This window comes from Streptomyces sp. CB00316, from assembly GCF_001905595.1.
Taxonomy (GTDB): domain Bacteria; phylum Actinomycetota; class Actinomycetes; order Streptomycetales; family Streptomycetaceae; genus Streptomyces.
The window spans coordinates 537,747-558,578 of record NZ_LIXI01000005.1 but is presented as its reverse complement, the minus strand read 5'-3'; the positions used below and the strand labels follow the sequence as shown (position 1 = coordinate 558,578).

Sequence of the window (20,832 nt, the reverse complement as noted above, 5' to 3'; positions counted from 1 at the left end):
CCTCTCATGACGGCCACCTTCACCCTGCTGACCACCGGCTACGACAGCCTCGGACCCCGCAATGCCGACCGCGACGGCCGCGAGAAGCCGTGGCACGTTGCCTCGACCGTCGGCCTCCTGCGCGACGGCGACACGATCGTCGTCGTGGACCCCGGCATGGTCGAGGACCGCACACTCATCCTCGACCCGCTCGCCGCCGCCGGGATCAGCCCCGGGCAGGTAACCGACGTGGTCTTCAGCCACCACCACCCCGACCACACCCTCAACGCAGCCCTCTTCCTCAACGCGCGCGCCCACGACGTCTGGGCCGCTTACCACAACCACCTCTGGTACGACCGGCCCGCCGACGGATCCAGCTCTCCCCCTCGATCCGCCTGATCGAAACGCCCGGCCACACCCCCCAGGACATCTCCACCGTCGCGGAAACCGCCGAAGGCACCGTCGTCCTCACCCACGCCTGGTGGAGCGTTGACGGACCCGCCGAAGACCCCACCTTTGACGACCACGAGGGCCTGCACGCCTCCCGCCGCAAGATCCTCGCCCTCAAGCCCGCCCTGATCGTCCCCGGCCACGGCGAGCCCTTCGTCCCCGACGAGAACACCCCCATCTGAACCCGGCACCCAAAACCCGCCGACGCGACAGAGCCCAACTCGGTACCGGACTGTGCGACATCCTGTGGGTTCCCGTGGTTCTTGCCAGGGCCCGGAGCCGCTGGCCTGGGGCTTCTTTCTCGTTCGCATGATCTGCCGGTCAGTGACGTGGCTTCGGGATTCCCGAAGCTTTCTCGTCCGATCTGATCAGGCTGCAGTCTGGTCGAAAGCGAGAAGGCGCATGCTGCCGACGCCGGCGTCGGTGAGAAAACTCGGCAGAGCTCTGGAGAACTCACGGGATGTCGCACCGAGGCACTTGAGTCTCCAGCCGCCGGAGGGTTGAGGATCTGGTTCATGGACGACGAACGCCCCGACGTGCTCACCATCGGCCGGCTCGCGCGCCGCACCGGAGTTGCGGTGCGGACCCTGCGCTTCTGGTCGGATGAGGGGGCGGTGCCGCCTGTGGCCCGCTCGGCGGGCGGCTACCGGTTGTACGACGCCGAGTCCGTGGCCCGCGTCGAGCTGGTCCGCACGCTGCGGGAACTGGGGCTCGGGCTCGACGACGTGTGCCGCGTCCTGAGCGGCCGCACCACGGTTGCCGAGGTCGCCGACGCGCATGTGGCCGCGCTCGATGCGCAGATCCGCTCACTCAAGGTGAGCCGGGCCGTCCTGTCCACCGTGGCGAAACGGGGTTCGACCGTTGAGGAGACAACGCTGATGAACCGGTTGGCGCGGCTTTCCGCCGCCGAACGCAAGCAGATCGTCGACGAGTTCAAGGATGAGGTGTTCGGCGGCCTCCACGACACGCGCCTGCGCGACCGCATGCGCACCTACAGCATCGAGTTGCCGGACGATCCCACACCTGAGCAGGTCGACGCCTGGATCGAACTGGCCGAACTGGTGCGGGACCCCGGTTTCCGCACCCGGTTGCGCACATGGATGGAGCTCAACACGCCCGTACCGGGACAGGGCCGTCCTCCCGGGGCCTCCATCTGGTGGGCCAGGCAGATCGTGCAGACCGTCGCGGAGGTCAGGAGAGGCGGTGTCGCTCCGGAGGAGGTGGCAGCGGCCGAGGTGCTGTCCGAGCTGTTCGGTGACGCTGACCGGGCCGCCGTGCTGCGCAGCCTGGAGGCCGGGATCGAGGCGGGAGCGGAGCGTTACCGCAGACTCGTCGCCCGTGTGCGCGGGCAGGCTTCGTCGCCCGACGCGACCAAGGAGCTGGAGTGGCTGGCGCGGGCCCTGCGCACCGCGGATCGGACCTGACCTGGCGCTCGGCCTCGGCCCGGGGCAGGCCGCCGACCTCGCGGTGCCGCTCGACCGGGACGAGCTGATCGCCTACGGGCCTCGGCTGTTCGACAACGGCGCCACCCGGCTGGGGACGGCGGCGTTGGTCTGGAGGCCGGCCCCGGACACGGCACGCGCCGTCCCGGCCCCGGACACGGCACGCGCCGTCCCGGCCCCGGACCGGTGCGGGTCCAGCCTCCTCTCCGGCTCCGGATCCAGCACCGTTCGGCAGCGCCGGTTCGCCGCAGTGAAGACGTTGTTCCACGAATGCGGCTGGAACGGCAGACCCATTTCGTTCAGCCACAGCCACAGCCACAACGGCTCCGGCCCTGCTGGGCCTTCGGTGTACCACGTCATCCGCTCGTCCGCGTCAGCCTCCGTCAGCGCGATGCGGCGACGCAGGTCGGCACGGCGAGGGACGCGAGTGCCTCGGGCAGCCCGTCCATCGGAGCGAGCCGAGCCGTGAAGGCAGCACCCCACGCCCCACCGAGGGCCTCGCCGCCCCTCGGCCTCGCCGAGAACGCCCGCCGTTCCGAGTCGCTCGGCGGGCGTGAGGCCTCGTTCGCCGACCGGGAAGGACGCGGACCAGGCCGCCAACAGCGCCGCCCGGTGCCTGCGCGAGGGAGACGCGCCGCTCGCGAACGTCATCGGACGAACCGGGAGCCGGACGGCCCTATCGAACAGGAGGCCCCACGGATCGATTCGACGGGGTCACGGTGACGCCCAGCCAAGCCGGTGACGCTCCGTCTCCTCGCCGTGGAGGAGCCGGGCCGGGGGGACACCGTCGTCGTCGGCGACATGCACGGACTGCCGGACCTGTTCGCCGGGCGGTGAGACGCGATCGGTGGCGCACCGGCCTCGTCCACGACCGGATCGCCGAGGGCGGCGCCCGCTGGCGGGTCTTCCTCCGCCGCCGGAGGCCCACCGTTCGAAGCGCACACCCGCACGCCGCTTCGTGGTCCGTTCGATGTCGATCTGCGCGTGGTCTCCGGTGAAGATGACGAGCAGGTCCTTGAGGGCCGCCTCGGGGCTGATGACGAGCTTGTTGTTCGCCCCCTTGGACCGGATATCGATTTTCTCCTCGCGGACCTCGACGTCGTAGACGATCTCGTTTCCTTGATCGTCCCGACATGGGATTCCGGCTCAATTTGGGGGGCGAGATTATTGCCGAATTGGCGTGATCGAACCGGAACAAGCGGTTCCCGCCGGCGCCTGAAGGGTAGATTTGATGGAAGAGGTCCCCTTAGGGAGGCTGATCCGATGCCGTGGCTCGCATGGTTGCTCGCCGCCGCGGCGCTTGGCGTCGCGGAGTTCTTCACCCTGACGCTGGTCTTCGGGCTGCTGGCCGGCGCCGCCCTGGTCGCCGCCGTCGTGGCGGGTGTGGGCATCGGCCTGCTCGGTCAGCTCGTGGCGCTCGCCCTGGCGGCGGTGGCCGGGCTCGTCGTCGTGCGTCCCGTCGCCCTGCGGGCCATGGACCGCTCACCCGTCACCCGTGAGGGCAGCGACGCGTTGATCGGCAAGCGGGCCGAGGTCATGCAGGAGGTGACCGCCACCCATGGCCTGGTCAAGGTCTCCGGTGAGGAATGGTCCGCCCGGGCTCTCGACGAAACCCATGTGATCCCGGTGGGAGCGCTGGTGGACGTCATGGAGATCGAAGGCGCCACAGCCGTCGTGTACCCGCGCGAGCTTCTTCCGTGAACGGCTGAACACTTAGCGAGGGAGGACGCATGGATCCGGTTGTCATCCCGATCCTGGTCGCGGCGATCGTCGTCGTTTTTCTCGTGGCCGCCACCGTGCGGATCGTTCCGCAGGCGCGCCGCTACAACATCGAGCGGTTCGGCCGGTACCGCCGGACCCTGCAGCCAGGCCTGAACCTCGTCCTGCCGGTGGCGGACCGGGTCAACACCAAACTCGACGTGCGCGAGCAGGTGTACTCGTCCGACCCCAAGCCGGTGATCACCGAGGACAACCTCGTGGTCAACATCGACACCGTGCTCTACTACCAGATCACCGACCCACGGGCGGCGGCCTACGAGGTCGCCGACTATCTGCAGGCGATCGATCAGCTCACCGTGACCACGCTGCGCAACGTCATCGGCAGTATGGACCTGGAGGGGACGCTCACCTCGCGTGAGGAGATCAACGCCCGGCTCCGCGCCGTCCTCGACGACGCGACCGGCAAGTGGGGGATCCGCGTCAACCGGGTCGAGATCAAGGCCATCGACCCGCCGAACACCATCAAAGAGGCGATGGAGAAGCAGATGCGGGCCGAGCGCGACAAGCGCGCGGCCATTCTGCACGCCGAGGGGGAGCGGCAGGCCAAGATCCTCACCGCGGAGGGTACGAAGCAGAAGGACATCCTGGAGGCGCAGGGCACGCAGCAGGCCATGATCCTGAGGGCGGACGGCGAGTCCAAGGCGGTGGAGCTCGTCTTCCAGTCCGTCCACCGCAACAACGCCGACGCGAAGGTCCTGGCCTACAAGTACCTGGAGACCCTCCCGCATCTGGCGCAGAGCGAGAACAACACGTTCTGGGTGATCCCGGGCGAGCTGACCGAGGCGGTCCGCGCCGTCACCAGCGCGTTCGGTGATCGGTCGGCGATGGGTTCCCCCGTATCCGCGCAGCGTGCGGAAGCAGCCGACGGTGACGGTACGCCGGACGACGGCGGCGCCCCGGAGATCGAGGCGGATCCGACGCTGGCGCTGGACGCCGCCGCGGCCGCCGACGAGGCCGCGAAGCAGGCCGCCGTCGCGGTGAGCGACGCGAAGGCCGAGGCGGAGGCGGCGGGGGAGGTGCAGCGGCCGGGCCGGGGGCAGGTATAGGCGCCCGGCGGCTCTGAGCGGGGAGGCATCCGGCGCCCTCCGACGAGACGAGGTGGCCGCCTCCCTCGCCGCGGTGGGGAACCGGATGTTCTCCACCACCGCGCGGCGCCGGGTCATGGCCGCCTCCGGGCTCGGTCTGTCCCTCGGGGACCGCACGCGGGGACCGCACGCCGCTCGTCCAGATCTCCCAGCACGCTCCGGTGGCCTGTCGGTCCTGGCGGAGCTGATGGGGGTCGACAAGTCGACCCTGCGAGGCGGTACCCGGCGGCCGGGTGCTCGCCACGACCGCCGCCGTCGGCGGATACGCCGAACTCGCCGTCGTACCAGCCGATTCGCTCATCCCCGTGCCGGAGCCCCTGGACACGCGGTCGGCCGTCGCGCTCTACCGTCACGGTGCCACCGCCGAGGCCCTGATCCGGGCGGCCCGCGTGGCCCCCGGCGACCGGGTCCTCGTCAGGCCGCCGCCGGAGCCGTCGGCACGATCCTCGTGCAGCTGCTCAAGCGGCGCGGCGCCTCGGTCATCGGTACGGCCGGTGGCGGGCACAAGCCGACCCTCGTCAAGGAGCTCGGCGCCGACCACGCAGTCGACCACGCGTTGCCCGACTGGGCGGACCGGGTGCGGGAGGTCGCCGGGGGACGTCACGCCGCCGCCGTCGTCCTCGACCACATCGGCGGCACCCTCGGCCGCGAGGCGTTCGGGCTGCTCACCTCCGGCACCGGGCGGGAGGTCGTCGTCGGCTTCTCCGGCGGAGAGCCGCAGGACGCGCCGCCGTTCGAGCTGCTCAACCGCAATCCGACGCTCACCGGCTTCAGCGCACGCGCCCTCTGGAGCCGGCCGGACCAGGCCCGCGAGCTGGTCACCAACATCCTCGACCTGGCCGTCGAGGGGCGATCAGGCCCGTCGTCGGCCAGATTTTCCCCCTGGATGAGGTGGCCGAGGCGCACGCAGCCGTGGAGGCGCGCACCACCGTCGGCAAGACTCTGCTCATCCCCTGAAGCCGCGCGTCACACGGCCAGCGGCACCGCGTGGATCTCATCAGCCGCGTGACCCGCGCGTTCGTGGATGCGCTGGACCGCGTCGGCGGACGGGGCGGTGGACAGACAGTAGACGGTGCCGGATTCCGGGTCCGCCCAGGCGCGCTCGAAGTGGACGCCCTCTTCCTTCTCGATCGCCGTGTCGGCCTTGTGCGCTTCCTTCAGTTGCGCCGCCGTGATGCCTTTCATGCCTCGGTGGACATCCATGTACATGGTCATGGCCCGCGCACCTCCGATGGTCGGATGCGGTCCCCCCTTCCATGGTGCATCCTATGGAGCGCCGGGGCTCGCCGCCCGGGCGGCGCCCCGCCGCCTACCGCCCCGCCTCCACCCTCAGCTCCGCCACCCCCGCCGGTTTCTCCGGGTCCTCCGAGGCCACCGTCACCCGTACCTTGCGGGCCGTGTCGCCCGCCAGGTACGGGCGCCAGAAGCGGCCGTCGACGGAGGTCTCCAACGTGTGGGACGCAGGCGGTACGTCGCTCCAGCGCGGGGTCACCGAGGTGACGCGCAGGGGGTGCGGCCCCAGGTCCACCGTCAGGGTCCCCGTCGCTCCGTCCGGGGACCAGGACGTCGCCGGGGAGCCGTCCACCGCCGCCTCCGCGTAGAGGCCGGGGGCCTGCGAGGTGGCCGTCACCGGGCGGCAGCGCGCCACGTCGGCCGTCGGGGTCAGGTCGGGGCGGCGGGTGGGAAGGGTCAGGGCGGAGGAGAGTCGGTGCGGGCCGGCCGCCGTGTGGACCGTGAACGGCGTGCCCGACGTCAGGCGGACCGTGCTCGTCCGGGCACCGATCTCGACCTCGTACGTCGCGTCCCGGTGCCGCAGACCCGTCAGCCGCACGCCCTCACCCAGCTGAGGCGGCAGCAGCGGGTCCAGGCGCACGCCGTCCTCGCGCAGGCGCAGGCCCGTCAGGCCGTGCGTGAAGACCTGGAGGAAGCCGCCCTTGCCGGTCAGGAAGTCCTCGGCCGGGAAGCCGGACAAGGGATCCTCAGCGCCGGACTTCTCGCCGCGCGCCTCGGAGAAGAGGTCGTAGGGCCCCCGTAGATACGGCCGTACCGCGCGATGGAGATACGTGTACGTCGAGCAGCCCGGCTCCCCGATCGCCGCCGCGGCGATCGCGTGCACCGAGTCCGTCATCGCCGGGCCGTCCGGGTCGGTGCGGGCCGCGTAGTAGTCGAGGGTGGCGGCAGCGGCGCCCGGCTGCATCGGCCACTCCAGCGGGTACATCAGCAGGACCGTGTCGGCCTGTTTGATCGTGGAGCCGTTGTAGCCCGCGTACTGGAGGAAGACCTTCCGGTCCGAGTCGTACGGGATGCGCAGTCCGTCCGCCATCCGGTTCCAGACCGTCGGCGGGCGGTGGCCGAGGAGGTGGGCGGCCCGGGTCGCGTTGCGGAGGGCCGTGGCGGCGACCGCGTTGGTGAAGACGGCGTCGTCGACGCCGTTGCTGTACTCGTCGGGCCCGGCCACGTTCTTGATGGAGTAGCTGCCGTCCGCGTTCGCCGTGGCGCGTGACTGCCAGAACTCGGCGATGCCCCGCAGCAGTGGCCAGCCCCTCGCCGCCAGCCAGTCACGGTCGCCGGTGGCGAGGTAGTACTGCCAGACGGCGAGGGACACATCACCCTGGAGGTGGTTCTGGGTCAGGCAGTGTGGCGGGTCCCAGCTCTGGCACTCGGAGTCGATGCGGCCCCGGCTCGCGCTGGTCCAGGGGTAGAACAGGCCCCGGTGGCCGTACTTCTCGGCGTTCGCGCGGGCCGCGTCCCGGGTGCGGTAGCGGTACTCGACGACCGGGCGGGCCAGTTCGGGGCGGGTGGCGAGCAGCCCCGGGAACATCCACGTCTCCGCGTCCCAGAAGATCATGCCCGCGTAGTTGTCGCTGGTCAGACCGGCCGGGGCGACGCTGTCCAAGGAGCCGCGCCGGGTGTTGGCCAGCAGCCCGTACTGGGTCGACCGCAGCCAGCGCTGGAGCTCCGGGCGGCCGTTGACCAGGACGTCGGCGGACCACGCCTCGCGCCAGGCCGTCTCGTTCGCCGCGAAGATCCGGTCCCAGCCGCGCCGGGCCGCGCGGTGCGCCGCCTCGTGGGCGTCCTCGGCGGGGGCGGCGGAGGTGAGGGCGGTGTCCACGCCGACGTACTTCTCGAAGGTGTACGTCCGCCCCTCGCGGACCGGCGTCGGCCTCGGGGCCGTACGTGACTCGGGGCGCAGCGTCTCCACGACGCCCGAGCCGCGCCGCATCGCCTGCGCCACCGCCCCCTCCACGCCGGTGCCGAGCGTCCTGAACGTGCCGTCCTCGCGCAGCGTGATCCGGCGTGCGCCCCGGTCGTCCAGCCGGCCGGTGACCGTCGCCGTACCGCTCCAGCGCGGGGTCATCCGCAGGCGTACGGCACCGGTGTGGACGTCGGACCGGTCGGCCAGGACGTCGTAGTCGAGGTCCGTGGCCCGGCCGTCCGCCGTCGTCCACCGCAACGAGGTGCGGACGAGGCCGCAGCTGAGGAATACCGTCTGCCGGTAGTGCGAGATCCGGCCGGCCGGGGTGTCGGCGCCGAACCTCTCGGCGCCGACACCCACCTCGATCGTCGTCCAGCTCGGCAACGCGGCGATCACCTCGCGGCCCTCGGAGACCGCCTCGTCCCGTGCGTACAGGCCGGAGACGAACGCGCCGTCGTAGCGGGGAGTGTAGAGCGGCCAGCCCGTCTTCTCGCCGGTGGCCGCGTAACCGGTGCCGGTGGCCGGGACCCGGTGGCCGAGGTAGCCGTTGCCGACGTACGCGTCGTAGCCGTCCGCCTCCCCGAACCGGGTGGACGACAGGGCCCAGGTGGGGTCCTGACCGTCCGTCCGGCCGCACGCCGGAACGGCCGGGGGCGGCGGCGGGGTCGCTGCGGCCGCGGGGGAGAGGGGCGGCAGCGGTGCGATCAGGGCGGCCGCGACCAGGGGAGCGAGGACGGAGATACGCGAGAGGCTCACGGTACGAAGGTAGGGAGGCGGCGACGGGGGCGCGGGGAACGGCACGCCCGGCCCCGGAACGTGGCGTGGACGTGCCCGCCGGATGGCCCTGCCCTCCCGGACGCGGCCCTCAGGTCAGGGGGCCTCAGGTCCGGTCGGCCCTCAGCTCCGGACGCGGCTCCCGGTTCAGGGCGAGACCCTCAGGTCCGGTCGAGGTCCTTGACGAAGACCAGGCCGTCCGCCTCCGCCAGGTGCGCAGGGTCCAGACCGGCGTAGCCGAACCAGGGGGACACGCGGGGCGCGGGGAGCGCGTCGCCCAGCGCGGCGGCCAGGCGGCGGGCGTCGACGAGGAGGCGGTCCTCGGGGAGCGCGTACAGCAGGCCCTCCACGGTGTCCGGCGGCGGCGCGTCCACTCCCCGGTGCCGGATCGTGCCGAGGGCCGTGGCGAGGAAGGCGTACTCCTGGCCCAGCCGGGCGCTCGCGATCGAGCCGGCGCCCCACCACTCCAGCCGCTCACCGCCCATCCGCACCGAACTCCTCTCCCGCTGGAGATGGCTGTTGTGGGCGAAGGCCAGGACCGGGCCGCGTGCGGCGAGAGCGAGGAGGTTCTCAGCCATCATCCGGTCCCGCACACCGAGCAGCCGCGTCATCCGGCCGGGTGAGGTGTCGGCCATCCAGGAGTGGTAGCGCAGCAAGCCGGTCGCGGTGCGCCCGTACAGGCGGGCGCGCTCCCAGCTCTCCCGCCCGGCCGCCGCGATCAGGTGCGGGGCGCGCTCGTCGAGGAGGGAGACCAAATCGGCGGCGAGAAGGTGGAGTTCGGCCGCCTCGGGGGAACGGCCGAAGGACCGGGAGGGGTCCGTCATCGCCGCCGGTTCGCTCCAGCGGTCGTCGGGGCCGAGGAGGCGGTCGAGCGTGGCCGCGGTGCAGGGGAGCAGGCCGTCGGCGTCCAGCCAGGACGCGAGGTGGTCGTGGAGCGCGGTGAGGGCCTGCCGGGGGCTCGCGGCGCCCGTGATCTCCAGCGGGCCGTCGAAACCGGTGAGGCGGAGCCGGTCGCAGGCCGGGCGGTCGGCGTTGAACTCCCGCGCCCAGCGCACGAGTTCGCGGTTGGCGGCGGACGTGCCGAGCCCGTGGCTGAACCCGTGCCGCACGGCTTCGTCGAGGGAGCCCGTGCCCGCGGTGACGTAGGCGTCCACGACGAGCCCCATCAGGCAGTCACTCTCGATCGCGATGGTCCGGTAACCCTCCTGCTCGACGAGGTGCCGGAAGAGTTCGTTGCGTACGTCGAGCAACGTGTCCTCGCCGTGGGTGGGCTCGCCCAGGGCGAGCAGTCGGGGGCGGGAAGGGAGCAGCTTCAGGACGGCGGAGGCTTCGACGGCATGGGCGGTCCGCGCGACGCGCGTGATGTCTGTGACCATGGATTCAACGGTATCGTTGAACCTTCGGTGGAAACTTTTGCACCGCGATCCCGGGATTTGGCGGTTCAGGTGAGGGAAAAGCTTCAAAGCCGTCCACGGCTCCGGCCGGTCGATCTCGCCCGCCCGTACGGTCTGTCCACCCAGGCCGTACGGAACTACGAGGAGGCGGGCATCCTCCCGCCCGCCGGGCGCACGGAGAGCGGCTACCGCACCTACACCCCGCTGCACGCCCGCGCCCTGGGCACGTTCCTGGCCCTCCTGCCCGGCCACGGCCACCGGACGGCGACGGGCATCATGCGGGCCGTGAACCGGGGCGCGGCCGACGAGGCGTTCCTCCTCGTCGACGAGAGCCACGCCCAGCTGCTGGAGGACCGGAGGACCCTGCGGGCGGTGGAGAGCGCCCTGCGTGATCTGGGGCCGGAGGCGACCGGGGCCGGGCCGCCCGAGAGCCCAGCTTCCACCTCCACCTTCATCGGCCCCCTGGCGGGTCGGCTCTCCATCCGGCCGGCCACCCTGCGCAAGTGGGAGGACGCCGGGCTGGTGTGCCCGCGCCGCGACCCGTCGACCGGGTACCGGGTGTACGGCGAGGCCGACGTTCGGGACGCCCGGCTGGTCCACCAGCTCCGGCGGGGCGGCTACCTGCTGGAGCAGATCGCCCCGCTGATCGACCAGGTCCGGGCGGCCGGCGGGCTCGCGCCCCTGGAGGCCGCACTGGGTGACTGGCGCTCCCGGCTCTCGGCCCGCGGACGCGCTCTGCTGTCCGGGGCCGCGGAGCTGGAGGCATACCTGGTGGAGAGGGGCGCGGCGGACCGCCCCGGCGAGCACCCAGGGCCGCCCGCCACCGCCTGACCGCCCCCTAACCCGCCATCCCCGTCTTCACGCCCGCCCCGCACAACGGCACCACCACGCTCCCCGGCCGGTAAGCCGATCCGTCCCGTACCGCCGCCCAGCACGCCACCCCCGTCGTCTCGACGTAGAACCCGCGCGCCGCCAGGTCCCGCTGGGCGTCCCGGATCTCGTCCTCCGACACCGTCAGGAACGTGCCGCCCGACCCGCGTACCGCCGCCAGGATCTGGCGGGCGCGCGGCGGACGCGGGATCGCGATGCCCTCCGCCAGGGTCGGGGCGGGGTCACCGTGTCCGGCGGCGGGCAGCAGATCCTCCGCTCCCACCCGAAACGCCCCCGCCAGCGGCGACACCGCCTCGGCCTGTACGGCGATCAGCCGGGGGCGGACCGTGATCAGTCCCAGGGCGTGCAGCTCGGCGGTGGCGAGGGCCGCGCCGAGGAGGAGGGTGCCGTTGCCGACCGGGACCACGAGGGCGTCCGGGAGCCGGCCGCCCAGGTCCTCCCAGAGCTCGTACACGTACGTCTTCGTGCCGTGGAGGAAATGCGGGTTGAAGACATGCGACGCGTAGAAGACGCCCGGCTCGTCCGCCGCCGCGCGGGCCGCGAGGGCTGTCGCCTCCCGGCCGCCGGGGACGGCCACCAGGCGCGCGCCGTGGGCCCGGATCTGCTGGGTCTTCTTGGGCGATGCGCCCTCGGGGACGTACACCGTGCAGGGCAGTGCCGCACGCGCGCAGTACGCGGCGATCGACGTGCCCGCGTTGCCGCTGCTGTCGGCCACCACCCGGTCCGGGCTCAGCCGCCGGGCCAGCTCCGCGAGCATCACCGCGCCCCGGTCCTTGAAGGAGAGCGTCGGCATCAGGTAGTCGAGCTTGGCCGAGACGGTGTCCGTGAGCGGGACGAGCGGGGTGCGGCCCTCGCCGAGGGAGACCTCGGGGGAGGAGAGCGGCAGGTTCTCTTCGTAACGCCAGAGTGAATTGGCACGCCCGGGAAGCACATGCAGGGCGAGCCCGGGGGAGGGTGTGAAGTCCAGGTCCCACGGGCCCCGGCAGACCGGACAGCACCAGGTCAGGGCGGAAATGGGGGACCGGGTTCCGTCCCGGGGGCAGTGATAGGTGGTCATGGTCCCCAGGATGTCAGGCATATAACAGGTGAAGGGCGTGCGTACAGCGTTGCTCAAGGCACCCTTGTGTGTTTGCCATGGATCGGTCAATCTTTCGCTGGCAGCAGGGCGTGCCGGTCACGGCCGACGCAGAAAACGGGGCGTTCGGACGGGTGATTTGTCATGCCCCTGTCGGGAGTCTCGCGCGGCTCCGGCACCACCCCCCACCAGCGCACCGCCTATGAGGAGGACCCCTCACATGTCAGTGATGCGTCACACCCCCCATGCACGTCGAAGACTCGCCGCGGCGACCGTCATAGCCACCGCAGCCGCCGTCGCCCTGGCCACCGCCGGCACCCTCCCGGCGACCGCGGCCGAGAGCGCACCCGAAGGCGTGATTCTCAACGCGGGCGCTCCGGGCGCCGTCAGCGACAGCTACATCGTCACCCTGAAGGACTCGGCCGCCAGGTCCGACTCCGCCCAGGGCAAGGCGCTCGCGAAGAAGTACGGCGCGAGCATCGAACGGACCTACCGCTCGGCCCTCAACGGCTACGCGGTCGAGGCCACCGCGGCGGAGGCGAAGAAGTTCGCCGCCGACCCGGCCGTCGCGTCCGTCTCGCAGAACCGCACCTTCACGGCCTCCGCCACCCAGAACAACCCGCCGTCCTGGGGCCTGGACCGGATCGACCAGCGCAACCTCCCGCTGGACCAGCGCTACACCTATCCCGACAAGGCCGGCGAGGGCGTCACCGCCTACATCATCGACACCGGGGTACGGATCAGCCACAGCGACTTCGGCGGGCGCGCGTTCAACGGCTACGACGCCGTGGACAACGACAACGTCTCGCAGGACGGCAACGGCCACGGCACCCACGTGGCGGGCACCGTGGCGGGCACCGCGTACGGCGTCGCCAAGAAGGCCAGGATCGTCGGCGTCCGGGTGCTGAACAACAGCGGCTCGGGCACCACCGCCGGGGTCGTCGCGGGCATCGACTGGGTGACGGCCAACGCCGTCAAGCCCGCCGTCGCCAACATGAGCCTCGGCGGCGGCGCGGACTCGGTCCTCGACGCGGCCGTGCAGCGCTCCATCGCCTCCGGCATCACCTACGCCGTCGCGGCGGGCAACGAGTCGACCAACGCGAACACCAAGTCCCCGGCGCGTGTCGCCGAGGCCATCACCGTGGGCTCGACGACCAACACCGACGCCCGCTCCAGCTTCTCCAACTACGGCTCGATCGTGGACATCTTCGCGCCCGGTTCCTCGATCACCTCGTCGTGGCACACCGGCGACAGCGCCACGAACACCATCTCCGGTACGTCGATGGCCAGCCCGCACGTCGCCGGTGCGGCCGCCATCTACCTCGCCGACAACCCGGGCTCGACCCCCGCCCAGGTCTCCGCCGGCCTCGTCGCGGCAGCCACCCCCGGCGTCGTCGGCAACCCGGGCACCGGCTCGCCCAACCGCCTCCTGTACGTGGGCGCGGGCGGCACCACCCCGCCGGACCCGGACCCGGGCAAGAAGTTCGAGAACACCACCGGCTACCCGATCAACGACAACGCCACCGTCGAGTCGCCGGTCACCGTCACCGGGATCACCGGCAACGCCCCGTCGGCGCTGCAGGTTCCGGTCAACATCTCGCACACCTACATCGGTGACCTGAGGATCGACCTCGTCGCTCCCAACGGCACGGTCTTCAACCTGAAGGCGTTCGGCTCCGGCGGCAGCGCCGACAACGTGGTGACCACCTACACGGTCAACGCCTCCTCCGTCGCCGCCAACGGCACGTGGAAGCTCCGGGTCGCCGACAACGCCCGCTACGACACCGGCCGGATCAACAGCTGGGGCCTGCACTTCTGATCCCCGCGAAGCGGCACTGAACCGGTGACATGACGTTGGGGCGGTCGCATCACGCGACCGCCCCAACCTCGTTCCTCTAGCGGCGGTTGAGCCCGCGGTCGACGGCGGTGATCAGCTCACCGTTCTCCGTGTCCCCGTCCAGCGACCAGAACATCGCGCCGCCCAGGCCCTTGTCCCGGATGTACGTCGTCTTGGCGCGCAGTACCTGCGGGTCGTCGTACGTCCACAGCGTGGTCCCGTCGAAGAGCCAGGCGTGGCCGTTCTTCGTGTCCCGGTGGACCTTGAACGTGCCGGACTCGGCCAGCTTCTTCAGGACCTTGTAGTCCTCGTAGCCGTTCGCCCAGGTGGCCGGAGCCGGGCCGGTGGCCGGCTGGCCGAGGCCCTTGCCGCCGCCGCTCACGCCGGTCCAGCCCTGGCCGTACGTCGGCATCCCCACCACGAGCTTGTGCTTGGGGGCGCCGCGCCTGACCCAGTCCCGTACGGTCTGGTCGACGCTGAAGTCGTCCTTCGCGTACAGCGCCGACTGCTGCGCCGTCCTCTTCTCGCTCGACACGTGGTAGTCGTAGCCCTGAAGGTTCACGAAGTCGAAGTCCTTCATGAGGCGCTTCACGTCGAAGCCCGCGTCGATCGCCTTCGGGTTGGCCGGGACGTAGGCCGACAGGTCGTAGTGCTTGGGCTTCGGCTTGTGGTGCCCGTGGCCCTTGCCCCTCGCGGCCTCCGCCTTGGCCTGGCTCTTCGCGTACGCGTCGAGCTGGGTGCGGAACTCGCTGATCAGGGCGGTGAAGTTCTTCTTGTCCTCCGGACGGAAGACCGTGCCCTCGTTGGCCGCCGAGCCGGGCCACTCCCAGTCGACGTCGATGCCGTCGAAGACGCCGGCCGCCGCGCCCTGGCCGCCGCGCACCCCGTCCACCGGCAGGTTGCCCTTGATGTACAGGTCGATGCAGGAGGCGACGAGCGCCTTGCGGGAGGCCGCCGTGCGCACCGAGTCGGAGAAGTGGGTGGACCAGCTCCAGCCGCCGAGCGAGATCATGACCTTGAGGCCGGGGTTCTCGGCCTTCAGCTTGCGGAGCTGGTTGAAGTTGCCCGCGAGCGGCTGGGTGTCGGTGTCGGCGACGCCGTCCACCGAGTTCGCCGCGTCGAGCGGGCGGGCGTAGTCCGCCCAGGCGTCGGCCTGGCCGGCGACGTTGCCGGTGAAGCACTTGCCCTCGGCGCTGACGTTGCCGAAGGCGTAGTTGATATGGGTCAGCTTGGCCGCTGAGCCGCTGGTCTGCAGGTCGTTGACCTGGAAGTCGCGCCCGTAGACGCCCCACTGGGTGAAGTAGCCGATGTTCTTGTACGCGGGCCGATGGTGGCCCTTGGAGCGGTCGCCGCCGCTGCTCTGGCCGCGGTCCGGGCCGGCCACGGCGGCCGGGGCGGCACTCGCCAGCAGGGCGAAGGTGACGCCCGCGATGGTCAGTCGGGACAGGTTTCTTCGGGGCATGAGGCTCGTTCCTGTGCGTGATCCGGTGGGGAGGGACATGCGGAGCCGTGCTGTGCACAGGAAGGTATTGGTCTGGACCAAAAACGGTCAAGGGGTGGGGAGTTGCCGGTCCCGCCCGTTGTGTCGTTCCGTGGGATGCGGGGCAGATTCGAGGCGGATGCGGAGCGGGGCCGGAGCGGGTCCGGGGGACGGGTCCGGGCCGGATGGAGGGCCGGAGAATGTCTGGGAAGCGCTCTGGCGTCCCTGGCCGATCCATGCCTGATCCGTCGCACTGTCATCACATTGAGTGAAACCTTGGCCCATGCTTGCGGTGCACAACCCGCGGTTGTCAGGCTGTTGCAGACTGTCAACCTGTTGGGAGTGGCCTGTGACTTTCGGTGAGCAGCCCGCCTATCTGCGCGTGGCGAGCGATCTGCGGGAGAAGATCGTGAACGGCGCGCTGCCGCCCCATACCCGCCTGCCGTCGCAGGCCCGCATCCGGGAGGAGTACGGGGTCTCGGACACCGTCGCCCTGGAGGCGCGCAAGGTCCTGATGGCCGAGGGGCTGGTCGAGGGGCGCTCCGGCTCCGGCACGTATGTGCGCGAGCGCCCGGTCCCCCGCATGATCGCCCGCTCCGGATACCGGCCGGGGAGGGGCGCCAGCCCCTTCCGCCAGGAGCAGACCGCCGAGGGGGTCCGCGGGACCTGGGAGTCCCGCAGCGAGCAGGAGGGGGCGAGCGCCGAGGTCGCCGAGCGGCTCGGCATCGAGGCGGGCGACCGGGTCATGCGGACCCGCTACGTGTTCCGCGAGGCAGGCGAACCGATCATGCTCTCCACCTCCTGGGAGCCCCTTTCTGTCACCGGGCGTACGCCGGTGATGCTCCCCGAGGAGGGTCCGCTGGGCGGCTGCGGGGTGGTCGACCGGATGGCGGCGATCGACATCGTCGTGGACAACGTGGCCGAGGAGGTCGGCGCGCGCCCGGGGCTCGCGGAGGAGCTATTGGCGCTCGGCGGGGTGCCGGGCCATGTGGTCATCGTGATCGGGCGTACGTACTACGCCTCGGGGCGCGCGGTGGAGACCGCCGACGTGGTGGTGCCCGCCGACCGCTACCGGATCGCCTATCACTTGCCGGTCAGATGAGTTGACGCCCCGTCGGGCCCCGCCGCTCCTTCGCGAGCAGGGGTGATGGGGTCGAGGAGGGGGCGCATCCAGCGGATGCGCCCCCTCCGTCATGGCCGGATGTGTATCTCTTTGTGTAAAGGCGCCTGCGCTGAGTGAAGGTCGGGCGTACGCTCGGGCATATGCGCACTGCGGTTTCCTGGGGATCCTTAGAGACGTGCACGCCGGTGGGAAGAGGGGCGACATGCGGGGGAGCGACACGATGAGCGACAGCGGTGCCGTGCTCCCGTGGCTGGTGATACGGCAGGACGACAGCGGCAACCGCTACCGGGTCGGCAGATACGCCACACAGGCCGAGGCGCAGAGGGTCGCCGACGGCCTCGACGACCGCAAGCACCGCCAGGTGTACCGGGTGGAGCGCGTCGGTCAGGGCGGGGGCAGGCCCTGAGGGTCTGAAGCGCTCCCGTCGCGTTCCGGCGGCCCGCTGCCGGGTCCGGGGCCCTGCCGCACAGGCGGTAGGGTCCCGCCCGTCCGGTAGGAGCGTCCCGGGCGCGGCGAACGAGGGCGGAGCGGTGATGTCGGTGCTGATCGACACGGTGGCATGGGTGCGGATCGAGGGCGGCAGGATTCTCTGTGCCCGCCCCAAGGGCAAGGACGTCTTCTACATCCCGGGCGGCAAGCGCGAGGGCGACGAGACCGACCTGGAGACCCTCCTGCGCGAGATCGAGGAGGAGTTGACGGTCGGCCTGATCCCGGAGACCGCCGTCCACGCCGGTACGTACGAGGCGCACGCCCATGACGGTCCGGACGCCCCCCTCGTCACGATGAGCTGCTACTACGCCGACTATCGCGGGACCCTGGCCGCGAGCAGCGAGATCGAGGAGGTGGCGTGGTTCTCCTACGCCGACCGTCCCCTCGTGCCGCCGGTCGACCAGCTTCTCTTCGACGACCTCGCGGCCGCGGGCGAGCTGCGCTGACCCGCGGCGTGGGGACGGGTGGGGCCGATAGGGCCGTCTGCACCAAACCCGGAGGTGTGCGGTAGTAAGCGATAAATGGTGGGTATGGGCTGTTTAGTCCCCTTTGCTTGTGGGGTGAGCCCGTGGCCGGCCCTGGGAAGTGATCGGCGTGATCGATACCGAAGGCGACTGTGCCGAGTGGACCTTCCCGGCCGAACCGGGTTCCGTGCGCAGCGCCCGGCACGCCGTCCGCGACGCCCTGGACTGCTGGGGCCTGGACCTGGCCGTCGGCGACCTCGCCGTCCTGCTGGTCAGCGAGCTGGTCACCAACTCCCTCCGGTACGCCTCCGGCCCCATCGGCGTTCGGCTGGAGCGCTCGCACCCGGACGCCGGGAGCAACGGGTCGGGCGAACTGACCGGAGACTTCTCCACCGACCTCCGGCTCGACGCCGGCCGCCCTCCCGCCACCCCGGGACTGCTGGTGGAAGTTTCCGATCCGCTTCCGGATCCACCCACCGAACGCAGTGCGGGACCCGACGACGAGGGCGGCCGAGGACTGCAGCTCGTGGCTTGTTCCGCACGCCGCTGGGGGACTCGTCGTGGAAAGAGTGGCAAGACGGTGTGGTTCGAGCTCGCTCTCCCTGGTTAGGAGTGGGGAGGGACGCACAGCGATCACCAGAGGTCGGGCAGGACCTGGCTGAAAGGGACTGAGACCTTGCTGTGATCGTGAACGCCGTGTCGGTCGGGGCCGTAGTGCTGAATACTGCGGGCAGGACCGGTCCGGTGTGTGAGCTGGAGGGGACGGTCGCGTGAGCGAAATACCTGGGACAACGGGCGACGTCGTGTGGCAGAGCAGTCCGCCCGGCTCGATCTACGACTACATCAGGGTCGCCTCCTTCTCGATCGGCCCCGACGGCCTGATCGAGCAGTGGAGCCGCCGGGCCGCCGGCCTCTTCGGCATGGCCGCCGACGAGGCGATAGGGCGTGACCCGGTCGACGCCTTCATGCCCGCCGAGCTGCGCTCGGACGGCCACCGGAGAGTCGGCGAGATCCTGGACGGCAAGGAGTGGACGGGCCTCGTCCCGTTCCGGATGCCGGGCGAGGGCCGAGCGCACGGGCTCGCCGAGGTCTATGTGATGCCCAGTGAGACGGCGGACGGTGAGCGGGCCGCGCTCTGCATCGTCGTGGACGTCCGGGCGTTGCGGAGGATCGAGACGGACCTCGCCGCCTCGCAGGCCATATTCGGCCAATCTCCCTTCGGCTTCGTGCTGTTCGGTACGGACTTCACCGTCGTCCGGGCGAACCAGCGCTTCGCCACGGTCTTCGGCGGCGTGGCCGACGACCACCGGGGCCGCACGGTCGACGACTACCTCCCCGGCCCCGAGGCCGAACGGCTGGCCGCCACGCTCAAACGCGTCCTGGAGACCGGCGAGTCCGTCACCGACCTCCAGCTGGTCGGCCCCATCCCCGGCGAGACCGGCCGCCGCCACTGGTCCATGAACCTCTACCGGGTGCACAGCGGCGCCGGCCGCCCCGTCGGCGTCGCGGGCCTCGCCACCGACGTCACCCGCCGCCACATCGCCGCCCGCGAGGCCGCCAGCGCCCGCCGCAACCTGGCCCTCCTCAACGAGGCCAGCGCCCGCATCGGCAACTCCCTCGACCTGGAGACCACCGCCCGCGAACTCCTCGACGTGGCCGTCCCCGGCTTCTGCGACCTGGCCACCGTCGACCTCTACCAGGGCCTCCTCACCGGCGAGGAGGCCGCGCCCGGCTCCTGGGCGCCCGCCCACCGCGAGTCCGCCGGAGGATCGGCGGAGCTGCGCCGGGTCGCTCACGCCAGCGCCGTCGCCGACGCCCTGGCGACCGCCGTGGCGGGCAGCGGCGCACCGGGCCCCGACGACCTGCCGCCCGCGCTCGGCTCGGTCCACCGCTTCCCGTTCGGCTCGCCCTGCGCGGTCGCCCTGCGCTCGGGCCACGTCGAGGCGGTGCCCGGCGACGACATGGGGTTCGTGCAGTCGACGCTCGCCGTGCCGATGGTCGCCCACGACACCGTCGTCGGCCTCGTCCAGTTCTCCCGTACGAAGGGGAGCGAGCCCTTCGGGGAGCGGGACCGGGTGCTCGCCACCGAGCTGGCCGCCCGAGCCGCCGTCTGTATCGACAACGCCCGCCTCTACCGCCGCGAGCACGAACGCGCCCTGATCCTCCAGCGCAGCCTGCTGCCCCCCGGCGACCCCGAGGCCGCCGGACTCGACATCGCCTGCCGCTACCTCCCCGGCAACACCGCGACCGAGGTCGGCGGCGACTGGTTCGACGTCATCGAACTGCCCGGCCACCGCACCGCCCTGGTCGTCGGCGACGTCATGGGCCGGGGCCTGCGGGCAGCCGTGGCCATGGGCGAACTCCGCACCGCCGTCAGGACGCTGGCCCTCCTCGACCTGGAGCCGGCCGAGGTGCTCTCCGCCCTCGACGAGGTCGCACGCGGCCTCGGCTCCCCGGGCGGTGGCGAGCGCAGCGAGGGGCTCGGCGGCAGCGGAGGAGCCCAGTGGCCCTCCCGCGCCGCGCAGAAGTCGCGGGAGGCGGACCTCTCCGAGGTGTACCTCGCCACCTGTGTGTACGCGGTCTACGACCCGGTCACCCGGCGCTGTACGTTCGCCAACGCCGGGCACCTCCCCCCGGCCGTCGTCGAGCCCGGCAGGCCCGCCCGGCTCATCGACGTACCGCCGGGGATGCCGCTCGGCGTCGGCGGCGAACCGTTCGAGGAGGTGGAGGTGGAGCTCGCCGAGAACGCCCTGCTCACGCTCTACACCGACGGCCTCGTGGAATCCCGCGACCAGCCGCTCGACGAGGGCCTGGACGCCTTGCGCGCCGTGCTGACCGGGCCGCAGATGCCCCTGGAGGACGCCTGCGACTTCGTCCTCTCCACGCTCGACACCCGGCACGGCGAGGACGACATCGCCCTGCTGATGGCCCGCATCCAGGGGCTGCCCGGGGAAGCGGTCGGGGACTGGACGCTGCCACGCGAACCCCGATCGGTGGGCCGCGCCCGCGAACTGGCCCGCTCCCAGCTCATGGCCTGGGACCTCGACGACCTGGTCGACACCGCCGAACTCCTCGTCAGCGAGCTGGTCACCAACGCCCTGCGTTACGGCGAGGGCGAGATCCGACTGCGGCTGCTGCGCGACCGCACCCTGGTCTGCGAGGTGTGGGACGCCGGGCTCGTCCAGCCGCGCCGCCGCCGGGCCCGCGACACCGACGAGGGCGGGCGCGGGCTACAGCTGGTCGGCCTGCTCAGCGCGGCATGGGGCTCGCGCCGCACCCCGCGCGGCAAGACCGTCTGGTTCGAGCTGGCCCTGCCGACCGGGGCGCCGGCCGCCGAACTCTCGGTGGAACAGTTGCTGAGCATGTACTGAACC

General features: G+C 71.7%; 17 protein-coding genes and 1 pseudogene. 13 read left to right on the top strand and 5 right to left on the bottom strand.

Annotated features, from left to right (window positions below; all coding sequences use genetic code 11):
• The first annotated feature begins 6 nt into the window (after positions 1-6).
• The 6 genes and pseudogenes from AMK21_RS36895 (at position 7) to AMK21_RS37110 (ending at position 5,692) form a co-directional block, all read left to right on the top strand.
• Complete coding sequence (locus tag AMK21_RS36895) at positions 7-378, top strand: MBL fold metallo-hydrolase (RefSeq protein WP_308311598.1); 372 nt, start codon at positions 7-9, stop codon at positions 376-378.
• Positions 379-944: 566 nt separating this feature from the next.
• Positions 945-1,853, top strand: coding sequence for a MerR family transcriptional regulator (locus tag AMK21_RS17105; RefSeq protein ID WP_073878748.1), 909 nt, complete (start codon positions 945-947; stop codon positions 1,851-1,853).
• Between the two features lie 1,281 nt (positions 1,854-3,134).
• The gene (locus AMK21_RS17090; RefSeq protein ID WP_073878744.1) at positions 3,135-3,572 is read left to right on the top strand and encodes an NfeD family protein; all 438 of its coding nucleotides are present in this window, start codon (positions 3,135-3,137) and stop codon (positions 3,570-3,572) included.
• Between the two features lie 29 nt (positions 3,573-3,601).
• The gene (locus tag AMK21_RS17085; protein ID WP_073878742.1) at positions 3,602-4,696 is read left to right on the top strand and encodes an SPFH domain-containing protein; all 1,095 of its coding nucleotides are present in this window, start codon (positions 3,602-3,604) and stop codon (positions 4,694-4,696) included.
• Positions 4,697-4,781: 85 nt separating this feature from the next.
• Positions 4,782-5,471, top strand: a pseudogene (locus tag AMK21_RS37115) (zinc-binding dehydrogenase); the annotation flags it as partial.
• 155 nt (positions 5,472-5,626) lie between these two features.
• Positions 5,627-5,692, top strand: a complete 66-nt coding sequence (locus AMK21_RS37110; RefSeq protein ID WP_308311601.1) for a hypothetical protein — start codon at positions 5,627-5,629, stop codon at positions 5,690-5,692.
• A gap of 9 nt (positions 5,693-5,701) precedes the next feature.
• On the opposite strand, the gene AMK21_RS17075 is transcribed toward AMK21_RS37110, so the two are convergent.
• The 3 genes from AMK21_RS17075 to AMK21_RS17065 form a co-directional block, all read right to left on the bottom strand.
• Positions 5,702-5,950, bottom strand: a complete 249-nt coding sequence (locus tag AMK21_RS17075) for an SCO4226 family nickel-binding protein (RefSeq protein ID WP_073878738.1) — start codon at positions 5,948-5,950, stop codon at positions 5,702-5,704.
• Positions 5,951-6,044: 94 nt separating this feature from the next.
• Positions 6,045-8,687 carry a discoidin domain-containing protein gene (locus AMK21_RS17070; RefSeq protein ID WP_073878736.1) on the bottom strand — a complete coding sequence of 881 codons (2,643 nt, stop codon included), beginning with the start codon at positions 8,685-8,687 and terminating at the stop codon, positions 6,045-6,047.
• A gap of 179 nt (positions 8,688-8,866) precedes the next feature.
• On the bottom strand, positions 8,867-10,081 hold the full coding sequence (locus AMK21_RS17065; RefSeq protein WP_073878734.1) for an erythromycin esterase family protein: 1,215 nt from the start codon (positions 10,079-10,081) through the stop codon (positions 8,867-8,869).
• A gap of 69 nt (positions 10,082-10,150) precedes the next feature.
• On the opposite strand from AMK21_RS17065, the gene AMK21_RS17060 reads away from it, so the two are divergent.
• Complete coding sequence (locus AMK21_RS17060; RefSeq protein ID WP_073878732.1) at positions 10,151-10,930, top strand: TioE family transcriptional regulator; 780 nt, start codon at positions 10,151-10,153, stop codon at positions 10,928-10,930.
• Positions 10,931-10,937: 7 nt separating this feature from the next.
• Here the strand turns inward: AMK21_RS17060 and AMK21_RS17055 are convergent, their stop codons facing one another.
• Positions 10,938-12,047: a threonine synthase gene (locus tag AMK21_RS17055; RefSeq protein WP_079181192.1), complete on the bottom strand. Its 1,110-nt coding sequence runs from the start codon at positions 12,045-12,047 to the stop codon at positions 10,938-10,940.
• A 238-nt stretch (positions 12,048-12,285) separates the two neighbouring features.
• Here AMK21_RS17055 and AMK21_RS17050 point away from each other — a divergent pair, with 238 nt between their 5' ends.
• Complete coding sequence (locus AMK21_RS17050; RefSeq protein ID WP_073878728.1) at positions 12,286-13,884, top strand: S8 family peptidase; 1,599 nt, start codon at positions 12,286-12,288, stop codon at positions 13,882-13,884.
• A gap of 76 nt (positions 13,885-13,960) precedes the next feature.
• On the opposite strand, the gene AMK21_RS17045 is transcribed toward AMK21_RS17050, so the two are convergent.
• Positions 13,961-15,364 (bottom strand): glycoside hydrolase family 18 protein, encoded by a 1,404-nt coding sequence (locus AMK21_RS17045; RefSeq protein WP_073878726.1) that lies wholly within the window; start codon positions 15,362-15,364, stop codon positions 13,961-13,963.
• Positions 15,365-15,731: 367 nt separating this feature from the next.
• On the opposite strand from AMK21_RS17045, the gene AMK21_RS17040 reads away from it, so the two are divergent.
• The 5 genes from AMK21_RS17040 to AMK21_RS17020 all read left to right on the top strand — a co-directional run bounded on the left by AMK21_RS17040 (position 15,732) and on the right by AMK21_RS17020 (position 20,829).
• A complete protein-coding gene (locus AMK21_RS17040) occupies positions 15,732-16,484 on the top strand; it encodes a GntR family transcriptional regulator (protein ID WP_073878724.1) in 753 nt (250 codons plus the stop codon).
• Positions 16,485-16,707: 223 nt separating this feature from the next.
• Entirely contained in the window at positions 16,708-16,911 is a 204-nt protein-coding gene (locus AMK21_RS17035; protein WP_073878722.1) for a hypothetical protein, read from the top strand.
• A 124-nt stretch (positions 16,912-17,035) separates the two neighbouring features.
• Positions 17,036-17,440 carry an NUDIX hydrolase gene (locus tag AMK21_RS17030; protein ID WP_199863215.1) on the top strand — a complete coding sequence of 135 codons (405 nt, stop codon included), beginning with the start codon at positions 17,036-17,038 and terminating at the stop codon, positions 17,438-17,440.
• Between the two features lie 139 nt (positions 17,441-17,579).
• On the top strand, positions 17,580-18,068 hold the full coding sequence (locus AMK21_RS17025; protein ID WP_073878718.1) for an ATP-binding protein: 489 nt from the start codon (positions 17,580-17,582) through the stop codon (positions 18,066-18,068).
• A 193-nt stretch (positions 18,069-18,261) separates the two neighbouring features.
• The gene (locus tag AMK21_RS17020; RefSeq protein WP_199863225.1) at positions 18,262-20,829 is read left to right on the top strand and encodes a SpoIIE family protein phosphatase; all 2,568 of its coding nucleotides are present in this window, start codon (positions 18,262-18,264) and stop codon (positions 20,827-20,829) included.
• Positions 20,830-20,832 lie beyond the last annotated feature (3 nt).